Consider the following 18717-nt stretch of genomic DNA (forward strand, 5'->3'; position numbering starts at 1 on the left):
TAAGGATTAGAATGAAAAAAGAAGAGAAATAATGATGATAAATGTAATAGAATATAATAGTTCTCTTTTGTCAAAAGGAGCTGGATTATCGAGTAATATAACACAAAATAGTACGTTAAGATTCAATATTTTTGAATTATCAGATGCAATGGCACGAACTATTTGTTCTAGGCATTTAAACAATTTTCAATATTGGATTGATTTTGTTACTAGATTATTAGAACTAAAATTATTAGTTTCACCAATATTACGCTCTTCTAATATAAAATTAATTGAAGAAAGAGTAAATTTCTTAAGAGATTTTTCAAGAACAACAAGAATAGGTGAGTTATCGCAAGCCATTGTACATATATATTTGAGAAAGAATTTATCTTATATAGCTATTACTGATTTTGAACTATTTTGTAGTTTGAATACTATTACGATTCCACCAAATAGTAGTACGCCTGATTTTGTAGCGCAAACTTCTAGTAATGTAACTTCAAAGAATATATGTATAGCAGAGTCGAAAGGCTCGTTAACGAGAAGTACTACAAGTGTAAAAAGTTTATTAGTTAAAGCAAAACAACAATGTAATCAAGGAGCAAATATTTTAAATGGAGTGTTTAATATTGTACAAGAATTAGCATTTTGCTCTAAATTATCTGTTGTAGGTGAGGCAAAAGATTCTGTACTTCATTATGTAGATCCAATAGCTCCATTGTCTGATGTTAAAGGAAATAATACTCCTTTTAATTTACACTATGCTACTTGGTTTTATATTATAGGAGATTTTACCAATGTTGAAAGATTATTAGGAAACGAGAAAATAGTTTTTTCTTATGAACTTTTTGAGAAAAGAAATATAAATGAAGAAGACTATTGGGTTTTAACAAAAATTCCAAAAACATTAAATACTATTTTTTGTGATAAATTTGATGTGTCTAAATTTTTAGATAGTTTACAACTATTTAAATTTTGGTCTGTTGGTATAGCTGATAAAGTTATAAAATTATTAGAAGAAAATAGATATGACTCTTTTAAAGAGTTTGAATTTATTAATGAATCAGAAAAATCGCATGAAGCTTTTTCTGATGGTACCATTATTATAAAAGAATTAGAAAATGAATAACGCCCCCGAATATAAATACAGTGAACTCCCAGCCATTATGCTTTTTCAAGAGTTAGGCTATACCTATTACAATGCCAGTACACAAACCGAACGTGAAAATACTAGCGAAGTAGTACTACAAGAACGTTTGTTACAAGCTATACAACGTATTAATCCGTGGTTAAACCAAGCCAATATAAATAAGGTGTACCAAAGTATTACTGCGGTAAGTGGAGCCTCTTTGTTAGAGATTAATCAACAGATATGGCAATTATTACAAAAAGGAATTACCATAAAACAAGTACTAAATGGCAAAGAAGCCTATAAAGTAGCCCATTTTATAGATTACGAAAATATAAGTAACAACGATTTTTTGGTGGTAAACCAAATGACGTTTAAAAATCGTGTGGGCAGAGATTCTAAGCCTGATTTGGTAGTGTTTATAAATGGTTTACCTATTGCAGTGATAGAGTGCAAATCGCCCAGTGCTAAAAATGCTTGGGATTCGGCGTATAGTGATTTACAAGAATACCAAGATTTAAATGAAAAACTATTTCACTACAATCAAATCTGTTGTGGTATTTGGGAAGTAGGTGGGCGTTATGGCGCTATTACTGCCCCCAAACAATTTTACTCGGTATTTAAACCGGCTAAAGAAGATACTGTAATTACGAACATTGCTAAAAGTAAACAAGACGAGTTACTCATAGCCTTATTTACCAAAGAACGTATTTTAGATATTATAAGAAACTTTGTATTGTATGAGATAGAAGAAGGCACTACAATAAAAAAGCTACCACGTTACCAACAATACAGAGCTACTAACAAAGCCATTGCTCGTTTACAAAAAGGAGAAGGTGGTGTGGTGTGGCACACCCAAGGATCAGGAAAGTCATTAACCATGGCATATGTAACACGTAAGTTACAAGCAACAGAAAACGGTTTTAACAATCCTACAGTACTTATTATGACCGATCGAAAAGATTTAGATCGTCAAATTACCAGTACCTTTATTAATGTAGGTTTTCCTAATGTACAACAAGCCAATTCTGTAGCCCATTTACATACCTTATTACGTAACGATTATGGTGGTATTATTACCACTACCATACAAAAGTTTCAAGAAGTAGATAAAGAAGCTACTGAGCAACTCGATGAAACAGAATTGGAAGAGCAAGGTAATATTAGAATAGAAAAAAGCATTAAAGGCAAGCTACTAACTAAGATTGTTAAAAAACAAGAAGAAGGCAAATGGGTAACGATAGAACGTATAGAAGTTCCTTTAGAAGAGCTATCTAAAAAAGAAAACCTATATGTATTGGTAGATGAAGCGCATAGAAGCCAGTATGGTTTTTTAGCATCGTTTATGCGTACGGTATTACCCAATGCAAAATTTGTAGCCTTTACAGGAACGCCTATATCTAAAGAAGACAAATCTACATTAGCAGAATTTTATGGAGGTGAGTATATAGATGTATATACCATTAAAGAAGCGGTAGAAGATGGTGCTACGGTAGAGCTATTATATGATGAAGGAATTGCTTTGTTAAGTGTTAAAAAAGAGGAGTTAGATAAAAAGTTTGAAGAAGAATTTGCAGGGGCTTCAGAAGAAAAGAAAGATGTATTAAAAAGAGAAGCCTTAAGAAAATATCAACTTTCTAGCGAGCGTATAGCAGAAATTAGCAAGCATATTTTAGCACATTATAAAAACAAAATTCATTTAGATGGGCATAAATCCATGTTAGTTTGTGCAGGAAGAGCAGCGGCTATAAAATATCAACAAGCGTTTACACAGTTAAAAGAAGAGGGGTTTCACAATTTCGAATCGAAAGTAGTGATGAGTATCGGCTCGCCTAAGTCCGATCGTATTGCCAAGGAATACTATGAAACTATTGAGTGGAATAAAAAGCATCCTAACAACCAAAAACCAGTTTGGATTGTGCCACCAGCAGATGTAAAAACAGTAACCGATAATTTTAAACTTCCGTTTGGCGATGTAAAGACTACAGAGAAATCAGGAAAATTAAAACACGATAATACAGCATTTATTATTGTATCAGACATGTTACTTACAGGATGGGATGCACCTATTGCTTCCTGTTTGTATTTAGATAAACCTTTAAAAGAACATAATTTATTACAGGCAATTGCTAGGGTAAATCGTTCTAGAAAAGGAAAAAGTAAAGGATATATTATAGATTATAATGGTATTACTGCTGAGTTGATTAAAGCTTTGGAAATATTTTCTGGAGATATTAGACCCGACGATATTTTAAAAAATATAAACGAAGAGCTACCACAATTAGCTATACATCATACCAAATTAGTAGACTTTTTTAAACCCTTACGAATAGATCGTAACTATGAAAGAGATGCGTATATAGATGCTGCAGTTCGTTATATAGAACCTGTAGACAAGCGTGATGCGTTTAAGTTACTTTTAAAGAAATTTAATAAATCGGTAAATATTGTATTGCCTAATACAGCAGCAATGAAATATTTTGATGATTTTAAGTTGTTTAACTTTATAAAAGCAAAGGCTAGTAATGCTTTTGAAGATGATAATGAATTAAAGATTACCAATGAAGAGAGTAAAATGCTACAAAAGCTAATTGATGAGCATTTAAAAGCAGAAGGTGTAACTAATTTATTAAAAGAGCCTGTTTCTATTATAGATAAAGAAAAATTTGAGGAAGAAATTAAAAATGCTACACCAGCTACTAAAGAGTTGGTAATGCGTAATAAATTAACGCATACCATTAAAGTTGGTTTGGGTAGGAATCCTGATTTTTATAAACCATTAGCACAACGTTTAGAAGAGTTATTAGCAGAGAAAAAAGCCAATAGAATTTTACAGTTAGAATTATTAGAGGCTTATACAGCTATGCAAAATAGTATTATTAGAGAAGAGCAAGAAAGTAAAGAAAAAGGATTTCATTCTGCGCAACAAACTGCTGTGTATACTACTATGAAAACCTTATTTAATGGAGAAGCAGCGAAAGTAACACGTACTTTGTTTACTACAATTGAAGAAGAATTGAATATTATAGGTTGGGAAACGAAAGGACGTGTATTAAATGACATAGAAAGAAAACTTACTTCTTTATTAAGGCCACCACTAGAGAGAGCTGAGGCTAAAATAAAGGCTAAAGAAATTATACATATTTTGAAAAATAATAAAGAATAAATGCCTAAAGTTGTTTATGGACATAGTACTATTGAATACTCTTTTTTAGAAAAGAATAATTTAAAATCGCATTATATTACAGTGCAAAGAGATACTGGTGTTATTTTAAAAGGGAAAGCGGTATCTGAACATGATGAGCAACAATTAATTCTTAAAAAAGCAAGTTGGATATTAGAGAAGCAAGCTTTAGTAGCTTCTGTAGAAGAGAATGTGATAGTAACAGGGGCTAGAATACCGTACTTAGGTAGAAAATATTATGTGCAAATTATTATAGATGAAAGCCAGACTAAAATTAAGGTTGATTTTACGGCTTCTAAATTTAAGATATACGTATCTACATCTCTAAACAAACAAGAGTTGATTAAGGAAGCTTTACAGCTATTTTATAAACAAAAAGCAGCAGAAAAAATAACGCCTAGACTAAAAAAATGGGCGGCAATTACAGGGTTGAATTACAATGTGGTAAAGTTTCGTTTCCTTGAAAAACGTTGGGGGAGTTGTACTCCATCTAACATTATTATTATGAATATTGAAGCTATTAAATTACCTTTTACTTTAATAGATTATTTAATTGTGCATGAGTTGGTACACACTAAAATAAAGAGTCATTCGAAAGAGTTTTGGGCAGAGTTATCAAAGCACATACCTAAATGGAAGGAACTCGATCACAAAATGTATGGAATGAAATTATAAAAAGTTAAGTGAGTTTTGTTAATCAAAGCTTTGAAGTAAATTGATATAAAAGAAAAGAAAGCATTATGAAGCCTATTAAATATCAACGTAAAATTATTGAAGTCGAAAAACGATTAGGTTTTATGTATATTCCAGCTAAAGCTCAGGAATTGATGCCTAATGAAAATACAAAGATTAATGTTCAGTTTGAAGGGAAGAAGACTTTTAAAAAATTAAGCTACAACGCAGAACATAATAGAATATTTGGTTTAACAAATTGGTATAAGAAACAAAAAGTTAAAGTTGGTGATGTGCTTACTATTGAAGCAACTATAAATAATATTATTATACACAGCATCTCAAATCAATCTGCACAAAATGAAATTGATGAAGCTGAAGATTTGATAGATCTATCAGGTTTAACAAGTATCGAGAAAGGAGATATTGTAGAAGATCGTATCAAGGAACTTTTGGTGTTGTACGGGCAAGGACTATTGAATGTTTATAAACCTGTAGTAGATAAAGAAGGCATTGATTTAATTGTTACTAAAAGCGGGACATTTAAAACAATTTTTATTCAGGTTAAATCAAGGTTCAATGCAGTAGAGAACAGTAAACTGATACTAACTATTAAAAAACAAACACCTCATTATAGTTATTATGTCCTTGGTGCTGCGTTTAACCCTGTCACGTTGGAATTAGAGGATAAAATATTATTGATTCCATCGCATGATTTAGAAGAAAAAGGAACACATTTATCTAATGGTAAGATTAGGGTTACTGCAAGTTTAAAAGAAAACTCAAAAGACTTATGGCAACCTTACTTTATTCTTAAAAAAGATTTGGTAAACCATCTAATAGAACGATTTGAGGAAGCATCAAAGTATTTACGATAGACAACTGATTTAAATAAATCTAAGCAAAAAGATATTTTTCTTTCAGTAGTTAGCCAGAAAACTTATTTTTATAATATACCTTTTGCCAAATCCTTTTTAAAATTAAAAAAGTAACAGCTTCTGAATAGTCTTCAATAGTTGAGGTATTGATGCTTTTTAAAGTAGTTTCCGAAATATCAATACGATAGAGTAGGTTGTAATATCCATCGGTATTATTCAAGAGTAAGTCTTTTACAGTTTCTTGAAGATCGTTTTTTAACTCAACAGGACTGTTTTGGGTGTTGAAAACAATATCTAAACTAACGAGTTCAAAATCTTTATTTAGTTGCTGTACCAATTGTATATATAAAGCCTTATCAACCACGTTGGTTAATAAGGCTATACTATTTTGATACTCTTGAAGCATTTAATTCAACTTGTAATTAATGTGCTGTTCGTCTAGTGTTTTGAGGAACTCACTAGAAATTTTAATCTTCGTGGTTCTACTAGGCAAATTCAGTTCAATTTTTTCTTCGGCATCCCAAATGGTAAAGTGCAAACTTTGCGAACCTCTGTTGATGGCGAATAGATGTTGTAAGTCTTTAATTTTCTCTTCTTTTACTTCGTGCAAAGGCATTTTAATAGTTACCTTTTTACACATTTTATCCATAATGTCGTGCAGTAATAAGAATTCATTAAAGCCAACTCTAGGGTCACCTTTTACACCTTCTTTGTTTACCCAACCAGGTTTAATGGTTGATTTTACGTATAAGAAAGAATTCGGAACTAAGAAGTGTTTGAATTTTAGATAATCTTCACCAAAAATTCTAAACTCGAAACTATCATTATAATCTTCCATAGTAAAAGCAGCCCATCCTTTACCAGCTTTAGAAACTCGATGCTGAACATCGGTTACAATTCCTGCAAAAGAGAGTCCCATACCTTCATATCTGGCAATGTCTTTAAAGTGTGAAAGTGATGCGTTACAAAACTTCATTTCGTTTTTAAAATCATCAAGCGGGTGAGCAGAAATATACATTCCTACTACTTCTTTTTCTCTAGCCAATAGCTCCATGGTTCCCCAAGTATCACATTCAGGGATAATAGGTTCAGGTAAATCTACATCAGATGCTTCCCCAAATAAAGACACTTGCGATGAATTTAAATTCTCTTGATATTTATTACCAAAACGCAAGGCTTTTTCTATAAACTTCTGGCTCTTTTCGTCTTCTACAAAATACTGTGCTCTATGGGTTTGAGTGAAAGAATCAAATCCACCTGCTAAAATTAAACCTTCAAAAGCTTTTTTGTTAGCTACACGTAAATCTACACGTTTCGCTACATCGAATACAGAAGTAAAGTTTCCGTTTTCTGTACGTTCATCAATAATAGCTTTTACGGCAGATGCTCCCACACCTTTAATCGCAGCCATTCCAAAACGAACAGCGCCTTCTTTGTTTACAGAGAATTTAGAAAAGGATTCATTTACGTCTGGCCCTAATACTTCAAGTCCCATACGTTTACATTCTTCCATAAAGAAGGATACGGTTTTAATATCGTTCATGTTATTCGATAATACCGCAGCCATATATTCGGCAGGATAATGTGCTTTTAAGTAGGCGGTTTGGTAAGCAATCCAAGCATAACAAGTAGAGTGCGACTTGTTGAAGGCATAGGATGCAAATGCTTCCCAGTCTTTCCAAATCTTTTCTAAGGCCTTTTCGTCATGTCCATTCGCCATTGCTTGTTCTACAAACTTAGGCTTCATTTTCGCTAGTACTGCAATTTGTTTTTTACCCATTGCCTTACGAAGTACATCGGCTTCACCTTTGGTAAAGTCTGCTAACTTCTGAGAAAGTAGCATTACTTGCTCCTGATATACAGTAATACCATAGGTTTCAGCTAAGTATTCTTCTAGTGCTGGTAAATCGTAAGTAATTTCTTCATCACCATGTTTTCTTCGAATAAACGAAGGAATATATTCTAACGGTCCTGGACGATACAGGGCGTTCATGGCAATTAAATCTGCAAAAACTGTTGGTTTTAGTTCTCGCATGTATTTTTGCATCCCAGGAGATTCGTATTGGAATATCCCTACCGTTTCTCCTCGTTGGAATAATGCATATGTCTCTTCGTCATCAATAGGGAAATTCTCTGGATCGAGTTCCACACCATGACGTGCTTTTACAATTTTTACAGTGTCTTTAATAAGGGTTAATGTTTTTAACCCCAAGAAATCCATTTTTAGTAGTCCCGCACTTTCCACAACCGAGTTGTCAAACTGCGTAACGTACATGTCGGAATCTTTAGCCAACGATACAGGTACGAACTTGGTAATATCATCTGGAGTAATAATTACCCCACAGGCATGAATTCCCGTATTACGAACAGAACCTTCTAGAATTCTTGCTTTATTAATGGTTTCAGCCTCTAATCCATTACCATTGGCAATAGATTTTAACTCGTTAACCATTTCAATTTCCTCAGAACGAAGTTTTTCTTTCAATCCTTTCTCGTCAAGAGAGAAGATTTTTTTAAGCTTCATTCCCGGGATTAACTTGGCAATTCTATCGGCTTCAAATAATGGTAAGTCTAGTACACGAGCAGTATCACGTATAGAAGACTTTGCAGCCATGGTACCGTACGTAATAATTTGTGCTACCTGATTGGCACCGTACTTATCAATTACATAATCCATTACACGGCTTCTTCCTTCATCATCAAAATCGATATCGATATCGGGCATGGATACACGCTCAGGATTTAAGAAACGCTCAAAAAGTAAGTCGTATTTAATAGGGTCAATATTGGTAATCCATAAACAGTAAGCTACCACCGATCCTGCTGCCGAACCACGACCAGGCCCTACGGAAACTCCTATGTTTCTAGCTTCTCTAATAAAATCCTCTACAATAAGGAAGTAACCAGGATATCCTGTTTTTTCAATTACTTCTAACTCAAAGTCTAAACGTTCTCGTATGAGTTCAGTAATTTCACCATAACGTTTTTTGGCTCCTTCGTAAGTTAGGTGACGTAAAAAGTTGTTCTCACCTCGTTTTCCTCCATCTTCATTGTCTTTAGCATCTGTAAATTCTTCAGGAATATCAAAGGCAGGTAATAATACGTCTCTGGCTAAGGTAAAAGGTTCTACTTTATCTACAATTTCTTGAATGTTGATAATAGCATCAGGAAGATCAGCAAACAAAGTTTTCATTTCTTCCGTAGACTTGAAGTAGTATTCATCGTTTGGTAATCCGTAACGATATCCTCTTCCTCTACCTTTTGGAGTTGCTTGTTTTTCACCGTCTTTTACACATAATAAAATATCGTGTGCATTGGCGTCTTCTCTACCTAAATAAAAGGTGTTGTTAGACGCAACTATTTTTACATCATGTTTTTTAGAAAACTCCAAAAGTGTTTTGTTAACTACTTTTTCATCTTCCTGTCCATGACGCATTAACTCTATATATAAATCATCTCCAAATTGTTCTTTCCACCAAAGTAAAGCTTCTTCAGCTTGTGTTTCTCCTACATTTAATATTTTACTAGGTACTTCACCATAAAGGTTACCTGTTAAAACAATAACATCTTCTTTGTATTGTTTGATAACTTCTTTGTCGATACGAGGTACATAGTAGAATCCATCAACAAAGGCGATAGAAGACATCTTTGCAATGTTGTGATATCCTTTTTTGTTTTTAGCTAATAAAACTACTTGGTATCCGTTGTCTTTTTGACTTTTGTTTGTATGGTCTGAACAGACAAAAAACTCACAACCTACAATAGGTTTTAATGGTTTTTGAGTAGGCTCTTCTCCTTTTTCAATAGCTTCTTGATTGGCTGCTTCTACCGCTTTGTTATGTCCAAAGACTGCTTGTACAAAATGGAAAGCTGCCATCATATTACCAGTATCGGTCATCGCTACGGCAGACATGTTATCTTCTCCAGCTGCTTTTACAATATTTCCAATCTGTATAGTTGATTGTAATACCGAATATTGAGTATGGTTGTGTAAGTGTGCAAACTGTACATCTTTAAGTGCTGCTAAACCTTCAGAAGTAGAAACAGTAGCTACTTCGCCACTTTCAGCTTCTTTACGTTTACGTATTTTTTCACTTTCCTTTTTAAGGTTTAAGTGTTTTAAACCAATAACCTGAATTGGCATTGGGTTAGCTTCTGAGTAACGTTGGAAATAATCAGCAGGAACATCTAATTGTTCTTCTGTATACTGACGTAAACGTATTAATTCTAAGAAACAACGCGTAGTTGCTTCCACATCGGCAGTTGCGTTGTGCGCTTCTCCAAATCCAGTTCCGAATAAATGATTGTGTAACTCGGTAAGTGTTGGTAATTTAAACTTACCACCACGTCCACCAGGAATTTGACAAAGTTGTGCTGTATGTTCGGTACAGGTATCTAAAACAGGAAGTTCTGTTAAGTTGTTTTCAACGCCTAAACGATGAAACTCACATCCCATAATGTTAACATCGAACCCAACATTTTGACCTACAACAAATTTTGTTTTACCTAGTGCTTCATTAAATAATCTTAAACCTTCATCTAAAGAAATTCCTTGCTCAAGAGCTAAATCGGTAGAAATACCGTGAATACGCTCTGCATCATAAGGAATGTTGAATCCTTCAGGTTGTATAAGGAAATCGTTATGCTCTATTACATTCCCTAATTCGTCATGTAATTGCCATGCGATTTGTATGGCTCTAGGCCAGTTATCGGTATCGGTTATTGGAGCATTCCAACTCTTAGGTAATCCAGTAGTTTCCGTATCGAAAATTAAATACATCTATCAGCTTAATTTAATGAAGTGTTCTTTATAAAAAAACAGTGTGTAAAAATACGAAGAATTTATGGTGTAGCCGGTAGAAGTTATTAACGATAGAATTTAATAATTGATAAAATGTTGAAATACTGTATGATGCTTATTTTTAATGTTATGTAGGTGTTAAGTTTTTAAAATAGACAGTAAAAAGTGTTTGATAATCAATTAATAAAGGTATCTTTATTATTTAATATAATATTTTTTTACAATGAAAGAAGGAACAGTAAAGTTCTTCAATGAATCTAAAGGTTTTGGATTTATTACAGAAACAGGATCAAACACAGAACATTTTGTACATGTATCAGGATTAATCGATGAGATTAGAGAAGGTGATACTGTAGAGTTTGAACTTAAAGAAGGAAGAAAAGGATTAAACGCAGTTAGCGTAAGAGTGCTATAAAAATGTCTCCGAAACTTATTTTTTCTTAAGAGCTTGTTTTTCAAGCTCTTTTTTGTTGTAATAATATTTGTTTTTTTCTTTTTAATGAAAAAAAAGTCATATTTTTGCGCCCACTTATCACGAGATGGTAAGATTTATTAATAATCAAGGTCGCGTACCTTAAAAATTAAAATTATGCCTGTAAAAATTAGATTACAAAGACACGGTAAAAAAGGAAAACCATTTTATTGGGTAGTAGCTGCTGATTCAAGAGCTAAAAGAGACGGACGTTTCTTAGAAAAAATCGGAACTTACAATCCAAACACTAACCCTGCAACTATTGATTTAGATGTTGATGGTGCTGTAAAGTGGTTACAAAATGGTGCTCAACCAACTGATACTGCTAGAGCAATTTTATCTTATAAAGGTGCTTTATTAAAGAATCACTTAGCTGGTGGAGTACGTAAAGGTGCTTTAACTGAAGAGCAAGCTGAAGCTAAATTCAACGCTTGGTTAGAGGAAAAAGCTGGAAAAGTAGCTGGAAAAACTGATGGTTTAGTAAAAGCTCAAGCTGATGCTAAGGCAAAAGCATTAGAAGCTGAAAAAGCTGTAAACGAAGCTCGTATTGCTGCTAAAGCTCCTGTTGTAGATAGTGAAGATGCTGCTACTGAAGGTGGTGCTGATAGCGAAGAATAAAACTGTATAGACGATGCTGCAAAAAAAGGATTGCTTTTATCTTGGCAAAATCGTTAAAAAACATAGTTTTAAGGGAGAAGTTGTAATCAAACTTGATACAGACGAACCCGATCTTTATAGAAATTTGGAATCAGTTTTTGTCGATTTAGGCAATAATCTGGTTCCTTTTTTTATTGAAAAATCTTCTTTAAGTAAGAGTACTATGTTTCGCGTCAAATTTGAAGACGTAGATTCTGAGCAAGATGCAGACGCTATTATGCGTTCTGATATATATTTACCATTAGATTTACTGCCTAAACTTTCTGGTAATAAATTTTATTATCACGAAGTAATTGGTTTTAAAGTAATAGATGTTTCTCATGGAGAGGTAGGGAGTATTGTTAGTATTAACGATTCTTCTGCTCAGCCTTTGTTTGAAATCGAAGGTGCTAATGGTGATGAAATTTTTATCCCTATGATTGATGAGTTTATCAAAAAGGTAGATAAAGAAAATAAAATTGTTGAAGTTGCTACCCCAGAAGGGTTAATTGATTTGTATTTAGAGTAAAATTTCTTGAATGTAGTTTTATAAAAAAAGGGGACTTTTTAATAAGACAAAAAAAGGGGAATTTTTGAATTTATAAGATTAAATGTTTTTTAATCTTTGTACATCGGTAATTTGATATGACATGCCGTTGAAGTTTTTCTTGATAATCACTCTTTCTAGCCAAAACATAGAACCACTATGGAATAAAGGTAGAACAAGAAATTTTTTTAACTTCTTTTTGCTAGATTTGATAGATTTTTTTCTTGATAAATTGATTTTCATTTAAGTAAGGTTTTAGAAAGGTTATCTTTTTATGGGGAAAAAATCTTTGGCAAAGATGAGTATTTTTTTAAAGAAATAAAAAAAACTAATAGTTAAAAAATAGTATATTTTTAAAAAACATATTCAAATACTTGGTCTTCACAATTATCGAATATTTGTTTTAATCCAACGTATTTAAAACCTAATCGTTTCAATAATTTTTGTGAAGCTTTATTATGAGGCATTGTAAAAGCGTATACTTTTTCTTGCTGAAATTTATTTTTAACATACTCCATAAATAGTTGAGTTGCTTCCGTAGCGTATCCTTTTCCTCTGGCTTTAGGTAAAAAGGCATAGCCAATATCAATAAATTCTAACTTTTCTCGCTGTAAAGCAGTAGAAGTACCAATGGGTTCGTTAGTACTTTTTGAAATTACGGTAAAGAAACCTAAACCATCTAGTTTTGAATTTTTAAAGAGAATGCCTTTTAAATAGACTTCAGTTTCCTCAACTGTTTTTAAGTTTTTATCGCTAATAAATTGAATCCAGTCAGGATCATTAAAAAGCTCAAAATAAAAAGGGGCATCGCTTACTTTAGCTTCGCGAATAATAAGTCTTTTACTTTCTAAATGCATCTGATAAAGATAAAATAAAAATGTACTTTTACACACCTTAATTTAGAGTATAAAATGAGTTTATTACAGGAGTTAGAAGAAAGAAGTGGAAAGCAATGCGAATTATGTGCTGCAAAAGATAATTTATCAATTTATGAAGTGCCTCCAGTATCTACCGGTGGTGTAGACGGAAGTTTATTAGCGTGTGCGACTTGTATTGAGCAAATAAATGATGTTGAAAAAACAGAAGCAAACCATTGGCGTTGTTTAAATGATTCTATGTGGAGTGAATTTAGAGCAGTAAAAATTGTTGCTTGGAGAATGCTTTCTAGACTTCGTAATGAAGGATGGCCACAGGATTTATTAGATATGTTGTATTTAGAGGATGATGATTTACGTTTTGCTAAAGAAAGTGGAGATCATTTAGATGAGAGTGAAAAGATAATTCATAGAGATGCTAATGGCGCTATTTTACAAGCAGGAGATTCTGTAGTGTTAATTAAAGATTTAAAAGTGAAAGGATCTAGCATGGTTGCTAAACAAGGAACGGCTGTACGTAGAATTTCTCTAGATCGCGAAAATGCTAAATATATTGAAGGTAAAGTAGGGGCTACCCAAATTGTAATTGTAACAGATTACGTGAAAAAAATGACTGAAAAAGAATAGGTTTAATTTTATTACACCTATTCTTTTTATCTTTGTATTACAATAAATTGAAAAAGCTGAGAAAATAAATTGCTATAATCTCACCAAAAACGTATTAAATAAATTTATAAATTATTATGAGAAAGACAATTTTTACAATTGCTATGCTTTGCATTGCAATTAATAGTACTGCTCAAACATCTGAAATTAAAGAGGAAAATGGGAATGTTGGAGTTGGTACTACGAATCCTAGTGAAAAATTTGAAGTATATAATTCAGTAACAAAACCAGGAATTATTTCACTAAGAAGCTCAAGAAATGATGCTCAAAATGTTGATGTAGGAAGAGTGGTAGCTAAGCAAGGTACCACTGAAGTTTCAAGGATAGGCATGCCAAGAGCTGGTGGAACCAATACAGGATATCTTACCTTTTGGACAAAAGAAACAAATACATCAGCCTTAAAGGAGAGTGTGAGAATTAATGAGAAAGGTAATGTTGGTATAGGAAAAACAACACCAACTGAAAAATTACATATAGAAGGAAACCTTTTAATAGATGCATTTGAAAAAGGAAATGAGTCTGGTATTTTCTTTAGAGAAGGTTTTAGTCAGTCAAATAAGTATAATTTGTCAATTTTAGCATATAACCATAATGGTTCTAGTGCTGATGGTTTAAGTATTAATGGTTTTGATGGAATTAGTTTTTCTACTGGTGCAGGTACACGAAATGAAAGAATGAGAATAAAACAAAATGGAAACGTAGGAATAGGAACAATAGAAACAGGAAAGCATAGGTTAGCTGTTGAAGGTTCTATAGGGGCAAGGGAAATTAAAGTAGAAGCTACTGGTTGGTCAGATTTTGTATTTGAAAACGAGTATGAATTACCTACATTAAAAGAAGTAGAAAAACATATTAAAGAAAAAGGACATTTAAAAGATATTCCGAGTGAAGCTGAAGTGCTAAAAAATGGATTCTATTTAGGGGAAATGGACTCTAAATTATTACAAAAAATTGAAGAGTTAACTTTATATACAATTCAGCAAGAGAAACAATTAAAAGAACAGGCTAAGAATATTAAGAGATTAGAAGCTTTAGTTGAAAAATTAATAGAAAACAAAAAGCAAAATACAGCTAAATAGAATTTTGTTAGTTGCAAAATATAAAAAGGTCAAAACTTAAATGTTTTGACCTTTTTGTTTTTGTTGAGAAAGATGTTTATTTCTCAGTATTGTAGTATACTTTATAAAATTTCATTTTTTTGTCTTCATCATATCCTTGTTCTAAATATTCTGAAGAAGCATCAGGAGCATCAACATCAATTTTAATTTGAATGTTAGTGTCTAGTTTTATTTCTGTTTTAAATTTACTTTTTTCCTTTTTTAATACTGCATCTGATACATCAAAATTATTACGTATTAATACATCATTTAGTTTTTCAAAATGTTTTTTGTAGTCTTCAAACATGTCTTTATGCTTGTCTTCTTCAAAAATTTCATCTTTAAAACCGTGGTAATCTACACTTTCGTGTTCTTTAAAATAATCAACAGTATTCGCTAAGAAATTACTTTGCTCTTGTTTTCCAAATTCTGGTTTTATAACCTCTTCAGAAAACTCTTTACACATCTCTAAATAGTTTTGAGTGTGTAAATTACGGTCATCAGCATATTTTACACTTAAGAAATTCTTAATCCAATATTGAGCATCGTAATTATTGTTGTCGACTGATAAAACAACGGTTCCTTCCGTATCAGAAGAGTTTAAAATTAAACAACCTTTATCAAGTTTTTTAGTAGAAATTCCTTTTTGAACTACAACATCAAAGCTTTCATCATCTAAATAAGTCTGGAAAAAATCTACTTTACTTTCAATTTTAAAAATACCAACAGCTTCTGTTAAAACATCTTTGTATTCAATACCTTCAAAATAGGCAACAATTACATCACCTGTTTTAATATTGGCAGAATTAGATTGTTCGTATAAGTGATTTACAATATTTTTAGAGTTTTCTATAAATACTTCATTACTATCGTCTTCAAAAATATCAGAAGAATATTTATTCAATTCGTTTAATCGAACATCAGCATGATGACTAAAACGATAACTTTGCGTAACATTTCCAAAGTTCTTTAATAAAAAAGGCATTAATAACTCATAACTTTCTTCATCAAATCGAACTAAACTTTCTGATAAAGCATTTTGTCCGCTATTGTACTTATTAGCAACTTTATGAATAATACATTTGTTAATTTCTGCACGTGTTCTTTTTATCATCTTCTAAAAAATTGGAAGACAAAAATAGAAAAACTAAAGTTTTAATTTAAGTTGTTCGGGTAACAATTTGAATGATTTACGATGATATGGGGTAGCTCCATGTTCTCTAATGGCATTTCTATGCTCTTTGGTTGGATATCCTTTGTTTTTTTTCCAATTGTATTGTGGGTATTCTTGATGAATTTTTTCCATGAATTCATCTCTATATGTTTTAGCTAAAACCGAAGCCGCTGCAATACTCATAAATTTAGCATCCCCTTTTACAATAGTTTGATGTGGTACTTCTTTGTAGGGTTTAAATTTATTTCCATCAACTATAATGAATTCAGGTTGAGTAGAAAGTTGCTCAAGCGATCTATGCATACCAGTAATAGAAGCTTGCAATACATTTAATTCATCTACTTCTTCATGATGAATAAAAGATACCGCATAAGCTAAGGCGTGTTCTTCTATATAAGGACGAAGTTCTTGTCGTTTCTTTTCTGAAAGTTGTTTGGAATCATTTAAGAGTTCATGTTGAAAATTTTCAGGTAAAATAACGGCTGCAGCTACAACAGGACCCGATAAACAACCTCTTCCTGCTTCGTCTGTTCCTGCTTCAAGACTAACTCCACTATAATTTAATTTCAACATGCTACAAATTAACAGTTTTCAAAGAAATTATTCACAATTTTTGTCGTTTAATTATTTTACTTTTGTAGTCATGAAGAAAAATTTTTTAGTATTTTTTTGTTTGATAAGTATTCAAACAGTTTTTTCTCAGGTTAGGCCCATAAATGATGGTTTTGGGGGAGGAATAGGTAGAGGTAGTCAAGAAGTAGATTCGTTATCAAATAATGAAATTAAAGTAAAACTTAGTGGAAAAACGAAGTATACAGATTATAAAATTATATCATCAAAAAATGATACTACGATTGTAGATACTACTTTAACAATAAAAAAATATTATAAGTTTAACTTTTTAAGGAAAGATAATTTTGAACTGCTAGAGTTTCACAATCAAGGGCAAACATTTAATAATTTAGCTTATGATTTTGATAATATTTCTAGGTTTCCTGATATAGGTTTTAGAGCGAAACAGTTTAATTATTTTAAGATAGAAGATGTAAACTATTATCATGTTCCAACGCCTACTACTGAAATCATGTACAGAACAGGTTTGGAACAAGGTCAGGTTTTAGATGCTTTATTTACAGCTAATTTGTCTAAACGATTTAATGTTGGAATTGCTTATAAAGGATTACGTTCGTTGGGGGCTTATAGAAGGTCGTTGGCAAGTTCAGGTAATTTTAGATTGAGTTTTAGGTATGAAAGTCCAAAGGATCAATACGCTATAAGAGGTCAAATAGTTAATCAAGATTTTTTTAATCAAGAAAGTGGAGGATTGACTGCTAGTTCTTTGGCTTCTTTTTTAAATGATGATCCAAACTTTAGCACGAATAGAGGGAGGTTGGATGTTAATTTGGATAATGCTGAAAATACTTTAGAAGGTAAACGATTATATTTTGAGCAAACTTACAAGCTGTTATCTTCCAAGGACAGTTTAAGCAAAAAAGATTTTTCAAACTTAAAAATAGGACATTCTTTTACAAGAGAATCAAAGTTTTATAGATTTACTCAAGCAGGAGTCACATCGTTTTTTGGTAATGCAGGAGTCACTGGGGCGGTTAATAATAAAACAAATTTTTTGCTTTATGATAACCAAGTGTTTTTAGATTTTAATTCTAAATATGTATTAGGTAGGTTTAGGGTTAAAACGAATTATACTACCTATAGTTATGGCTACGAGAATTTGCAGAATAATTTAGTAGGGATGACTAAAAATAGGCTAAAAGGTGATGCTGTTTCGTTTGGTGCAGATTGGAATGGAAAAATAAAAAACTTTTATATAAACGCTTCTGCGAACATAACACCTGGTAGTGGTAGATTGTCAGGGAATAATTTAAAAGCTGAAGCTTTGTATAAAAAGGACAGCTTATTTACTATAAAAGCTAAACTTGGAATTAGTAATAAGTTGCCTAATTTTAATTTTTTATTACATCAAAGTAATTATGATGCTTATAATTGGGAAAATAATTTTGCATCAATTGGAACACGAACATTGGGTGGAGTTATAGAGTCCAAATGGGGAAACGCTTCTGTAGATATTACTAATATTGATAATTATACATATTTTGATGAAAATAACTTGCCAAAACAATTTTCAGGAAGTGTAAATTATTTGAAAGCGAAAGCATCTAAAGAGTTTAAGTTTGGTAAGTTTGCCTTAGACAATACTGTTATGTACCAAAAGGTAGCAAGTGGAAGCGATGTTTTTAGAGTCCCTGAATTTGTAACAAGAAATACATTGTATTATTCAGATCACTGGTTTAAAGGAAATCCTTTATTAGTACAAATAGGAGCAACTTTTAACTATTTTTCAAAATATAAAGCAAACGCATATAATCCATTATTGGCCGAGTTTACTTTACAGAATACTACAGAGATTGGTTATCCAACGGTAGATTTATTTTTTAATGGAAGAGTGCGTAGAACTCGTATCTATTTTAAAGCAGATAACATAAGTTCTTTTTTCTTAAAGAAAGATTATTTATCAGCACCTAATTATCCGTATAGAGATTTTGTAATACGTTTTGGAGTTGTTTGGAACTGGTTTATATAAAA

General features: G+C 32.0%; 15 protein-coding genes. 10 read left to right on the plus strand and 5 right to left on the minus strand.

What is annotated here, in order from left to right; all coding sequences use genetic code 11:
* Positions 1-31: 31 nt before the first annotated feature.
* The 4 genes from Q0958_RS13945 (at position 32) to Q0958_RS13960 (ending at position 5845) form a co-directional block, all read left to right on the plus strand.
* Entirely contained in the window at positions 32-1111 is a 1080-nt protein-coding gene (locus tag Q0958_RS13945; protein ID WP_299124112.1) for a hypothetical protein, read from the plus strand.
* Positions 1104-4277, plus strand: a complete 3174-nt coding sequence (locus tag Q0958_RS13950; RefSeq protein WP_299124114.1) for an HsdR family type I site-specific deoxyribonuclease — start codon at positions 1104-1106, stop codon at positions 4275-4277. Before Q0958_RS13945 ends, Q0958_RS13950 begins: the two co-directional genes overlap by 8 nt.
* Entirely contained in the window at positions 4278-4970 is a 693-nt protein-coding gene (locus Q0958_RS13955) for a SprT family zinc-dependent metalloprotease (RefSeq protein WP_299124116.1), read from the plus strand.
* Positions 4971-5035: 65 nt separating this feature from the next.
* On the plus strand, positions 5036-5845 hold the full coding sequence (locus Q0958_RS13960; protein ID WP_299124118.1) for a hypothetical protein: 810 nt from the start codon (positions 5036-5038) through the stop codon (positions 5843-5845).
* A 49-nt stretch (positions 5846-5894) separates the two neighbouring features.
* Here Q0958_RS13960 and Q0958_RS13965 read toward each other — a convergent pair whose 3' ends face one another.
* On the minus strand, positions 5895-6251 hold the full coding sequence (locus Q0958_RS13965) for a hypothetical protein (protein WP_299124120.1): 357 nt from the start codon (positions 6249-6251) through the stop codon (positions 5895-5897).
* The gene (gene dnaE / locus Q0958_RS13970; protein ID WP_299124122.1) at positions 6252-10625 is read right to left on the minus strand and encodes a DNA polymerase III subunit alpha; all 4374 of its coding nucleotides are present in this window, start codon (positions 10623-10625) and stop codon (positions 6252-6254) included.
* A 244-nt stretch (positions 10626-10869) separates the two neighbouring features.
* On the opposite strand from dnaE, the gene Q0958_RS13975 reads away from it, so the two are divergent.
* The 3 genes from Q0958_RS13975 to rimM all read left to right on the plus strand — a co-directional run bounded on the left by Q0958_RS13975 (position 10870) and on the right by rimM (position 12283).
* The gene (locus tag Q0958_RS13975) at positions 10870-11061 is read left to right on the plus strand and encodes a cold-shock protein (RefSeq protein ID WP_299124124.1); all 192 of its coding nucleotides are present in this window, start codon (positions 10870-10872) and stop codon (positions 11059-11061) included.
* A 174-nt stretch (positions 11062-11235) separates the two neighbouring features.
* Positions 11236-11736, plus strand: a complete 501-nt coding sequence (locus tag Q0958_RS13980; protein ID WP_299124126.1) for a 30S ribosomal protein S16 — start codon at positions 11236-11238, stop codon at positions 11734-11736.
* Positions 11737-11752: 16 nt separating this feature from the next.
* Positions 11753-12283 (plus strand): ribosome maturation factor RimM, encoded by a 531-nt coding sequence (gene rimM, locus Q0958_RS13985; RefSeq protein WP_299124371.1) that lies wholly within the window; start codon positions 11753-11755, stop codon positions 12281-12283.
* A 371-nt stretch (positions 12284-12654) separates the two neighbouring features.
* Here rimM and Q0958_RS13990 read toward each other — a convergent pair whose 3' ends face one another.
* Positions 12655-13158 carry a GNAT family N-acetyltransferase gene (locus Q0958_RS13990; RefSeq protein WP_299124128.1) on the minus strand — a complete coding sequence of 168 codons (504 nt, stop codon included), beginning with the start codon at positions 13156-13158 and terminating at the stop codon, positions 12655-12657.
* Between the two features lie 54 nt (positions 13159-13212).
* Between Q0958_RS13990 and Q0958_RS13995 the strand changes: the two genes are divergently transcribed.
* The gene (locus tag Q0958_RS13995; protein ID WP_299124130.1) at positions 13213-13803 is read left to right on the plus strand and encodes an alkylphosphonate utilization protein; all 591 of its coding nucleotides are present in this window, start codon (positions 13213-13215) and stop codon (positions 13801-13803) included.
* A gap of 116 nt (positions 13804-13919) precedes the next feature.
* A complete protein-coding gene (locus Q0958_RS14000; RefSeq protein ID WP_299124132.1) occupies positions 13920-14921 on the plus strand; it encodes a hypothetical protein in 1002 nt (333 codons plus the stop codon).
* 76 nt (positions 14922-14997) lie between these two features.
* Here the strand turns inward: Q0958_RS14000 and Q0958_RS14005 are convergent, their stop codons facing one another.
* The gene (locus tag Q0958_RS14005) at positions 14998-16053 is read right to left on the minus strand and encodes a nucleoid-associated protein (protein ID WP_150901078.1); all 1056 of its coding nucleotides are present in this window, start codon (positions 16051-16053) and stop codon (positions 14998-15000) included.
* Between the two features lie 33 nt (positions 16054-16086).
* On the minus strand, positions 16087-16686 hold the full coding sequence (locus tag Q0958_RS14010) for a ribonuclease HII (protein ID WP_299124135.1): 600 nt from the start codon (positions 16684-16686) through the stop codon (positions 16087-16089).
* A gap of 70 nt (positions 16687-16756) precedes the next feature.
* Here Q0958_RS14010 and Q0958_RS14015 point away from each other — a divergent pair, with 70 nt between their 5' ends.
* Positions 16757-18715: a putative porin gene (locus tag Q0958_RS14015; RefSeq protein WP_299124137.1), complete on the plus strand. Its 1959-nt coding sequence runs from the start codon at positions 16757-16759 to the stop codon at positions 18713-18715.
* Positions 18716-18717 lie beyond the last annotated feature (2 nt).

Origin of the sequence: uncultured Tenacibaculum sp., from assembly GCF_947499065.1 — a bacterium.
Taxonomy (GTDB): domain Bacteria; phylum Bacteroidota; class Bacteroidia; order Flavobacteriales; family Flavobacteriaceae; genus Polaribacter.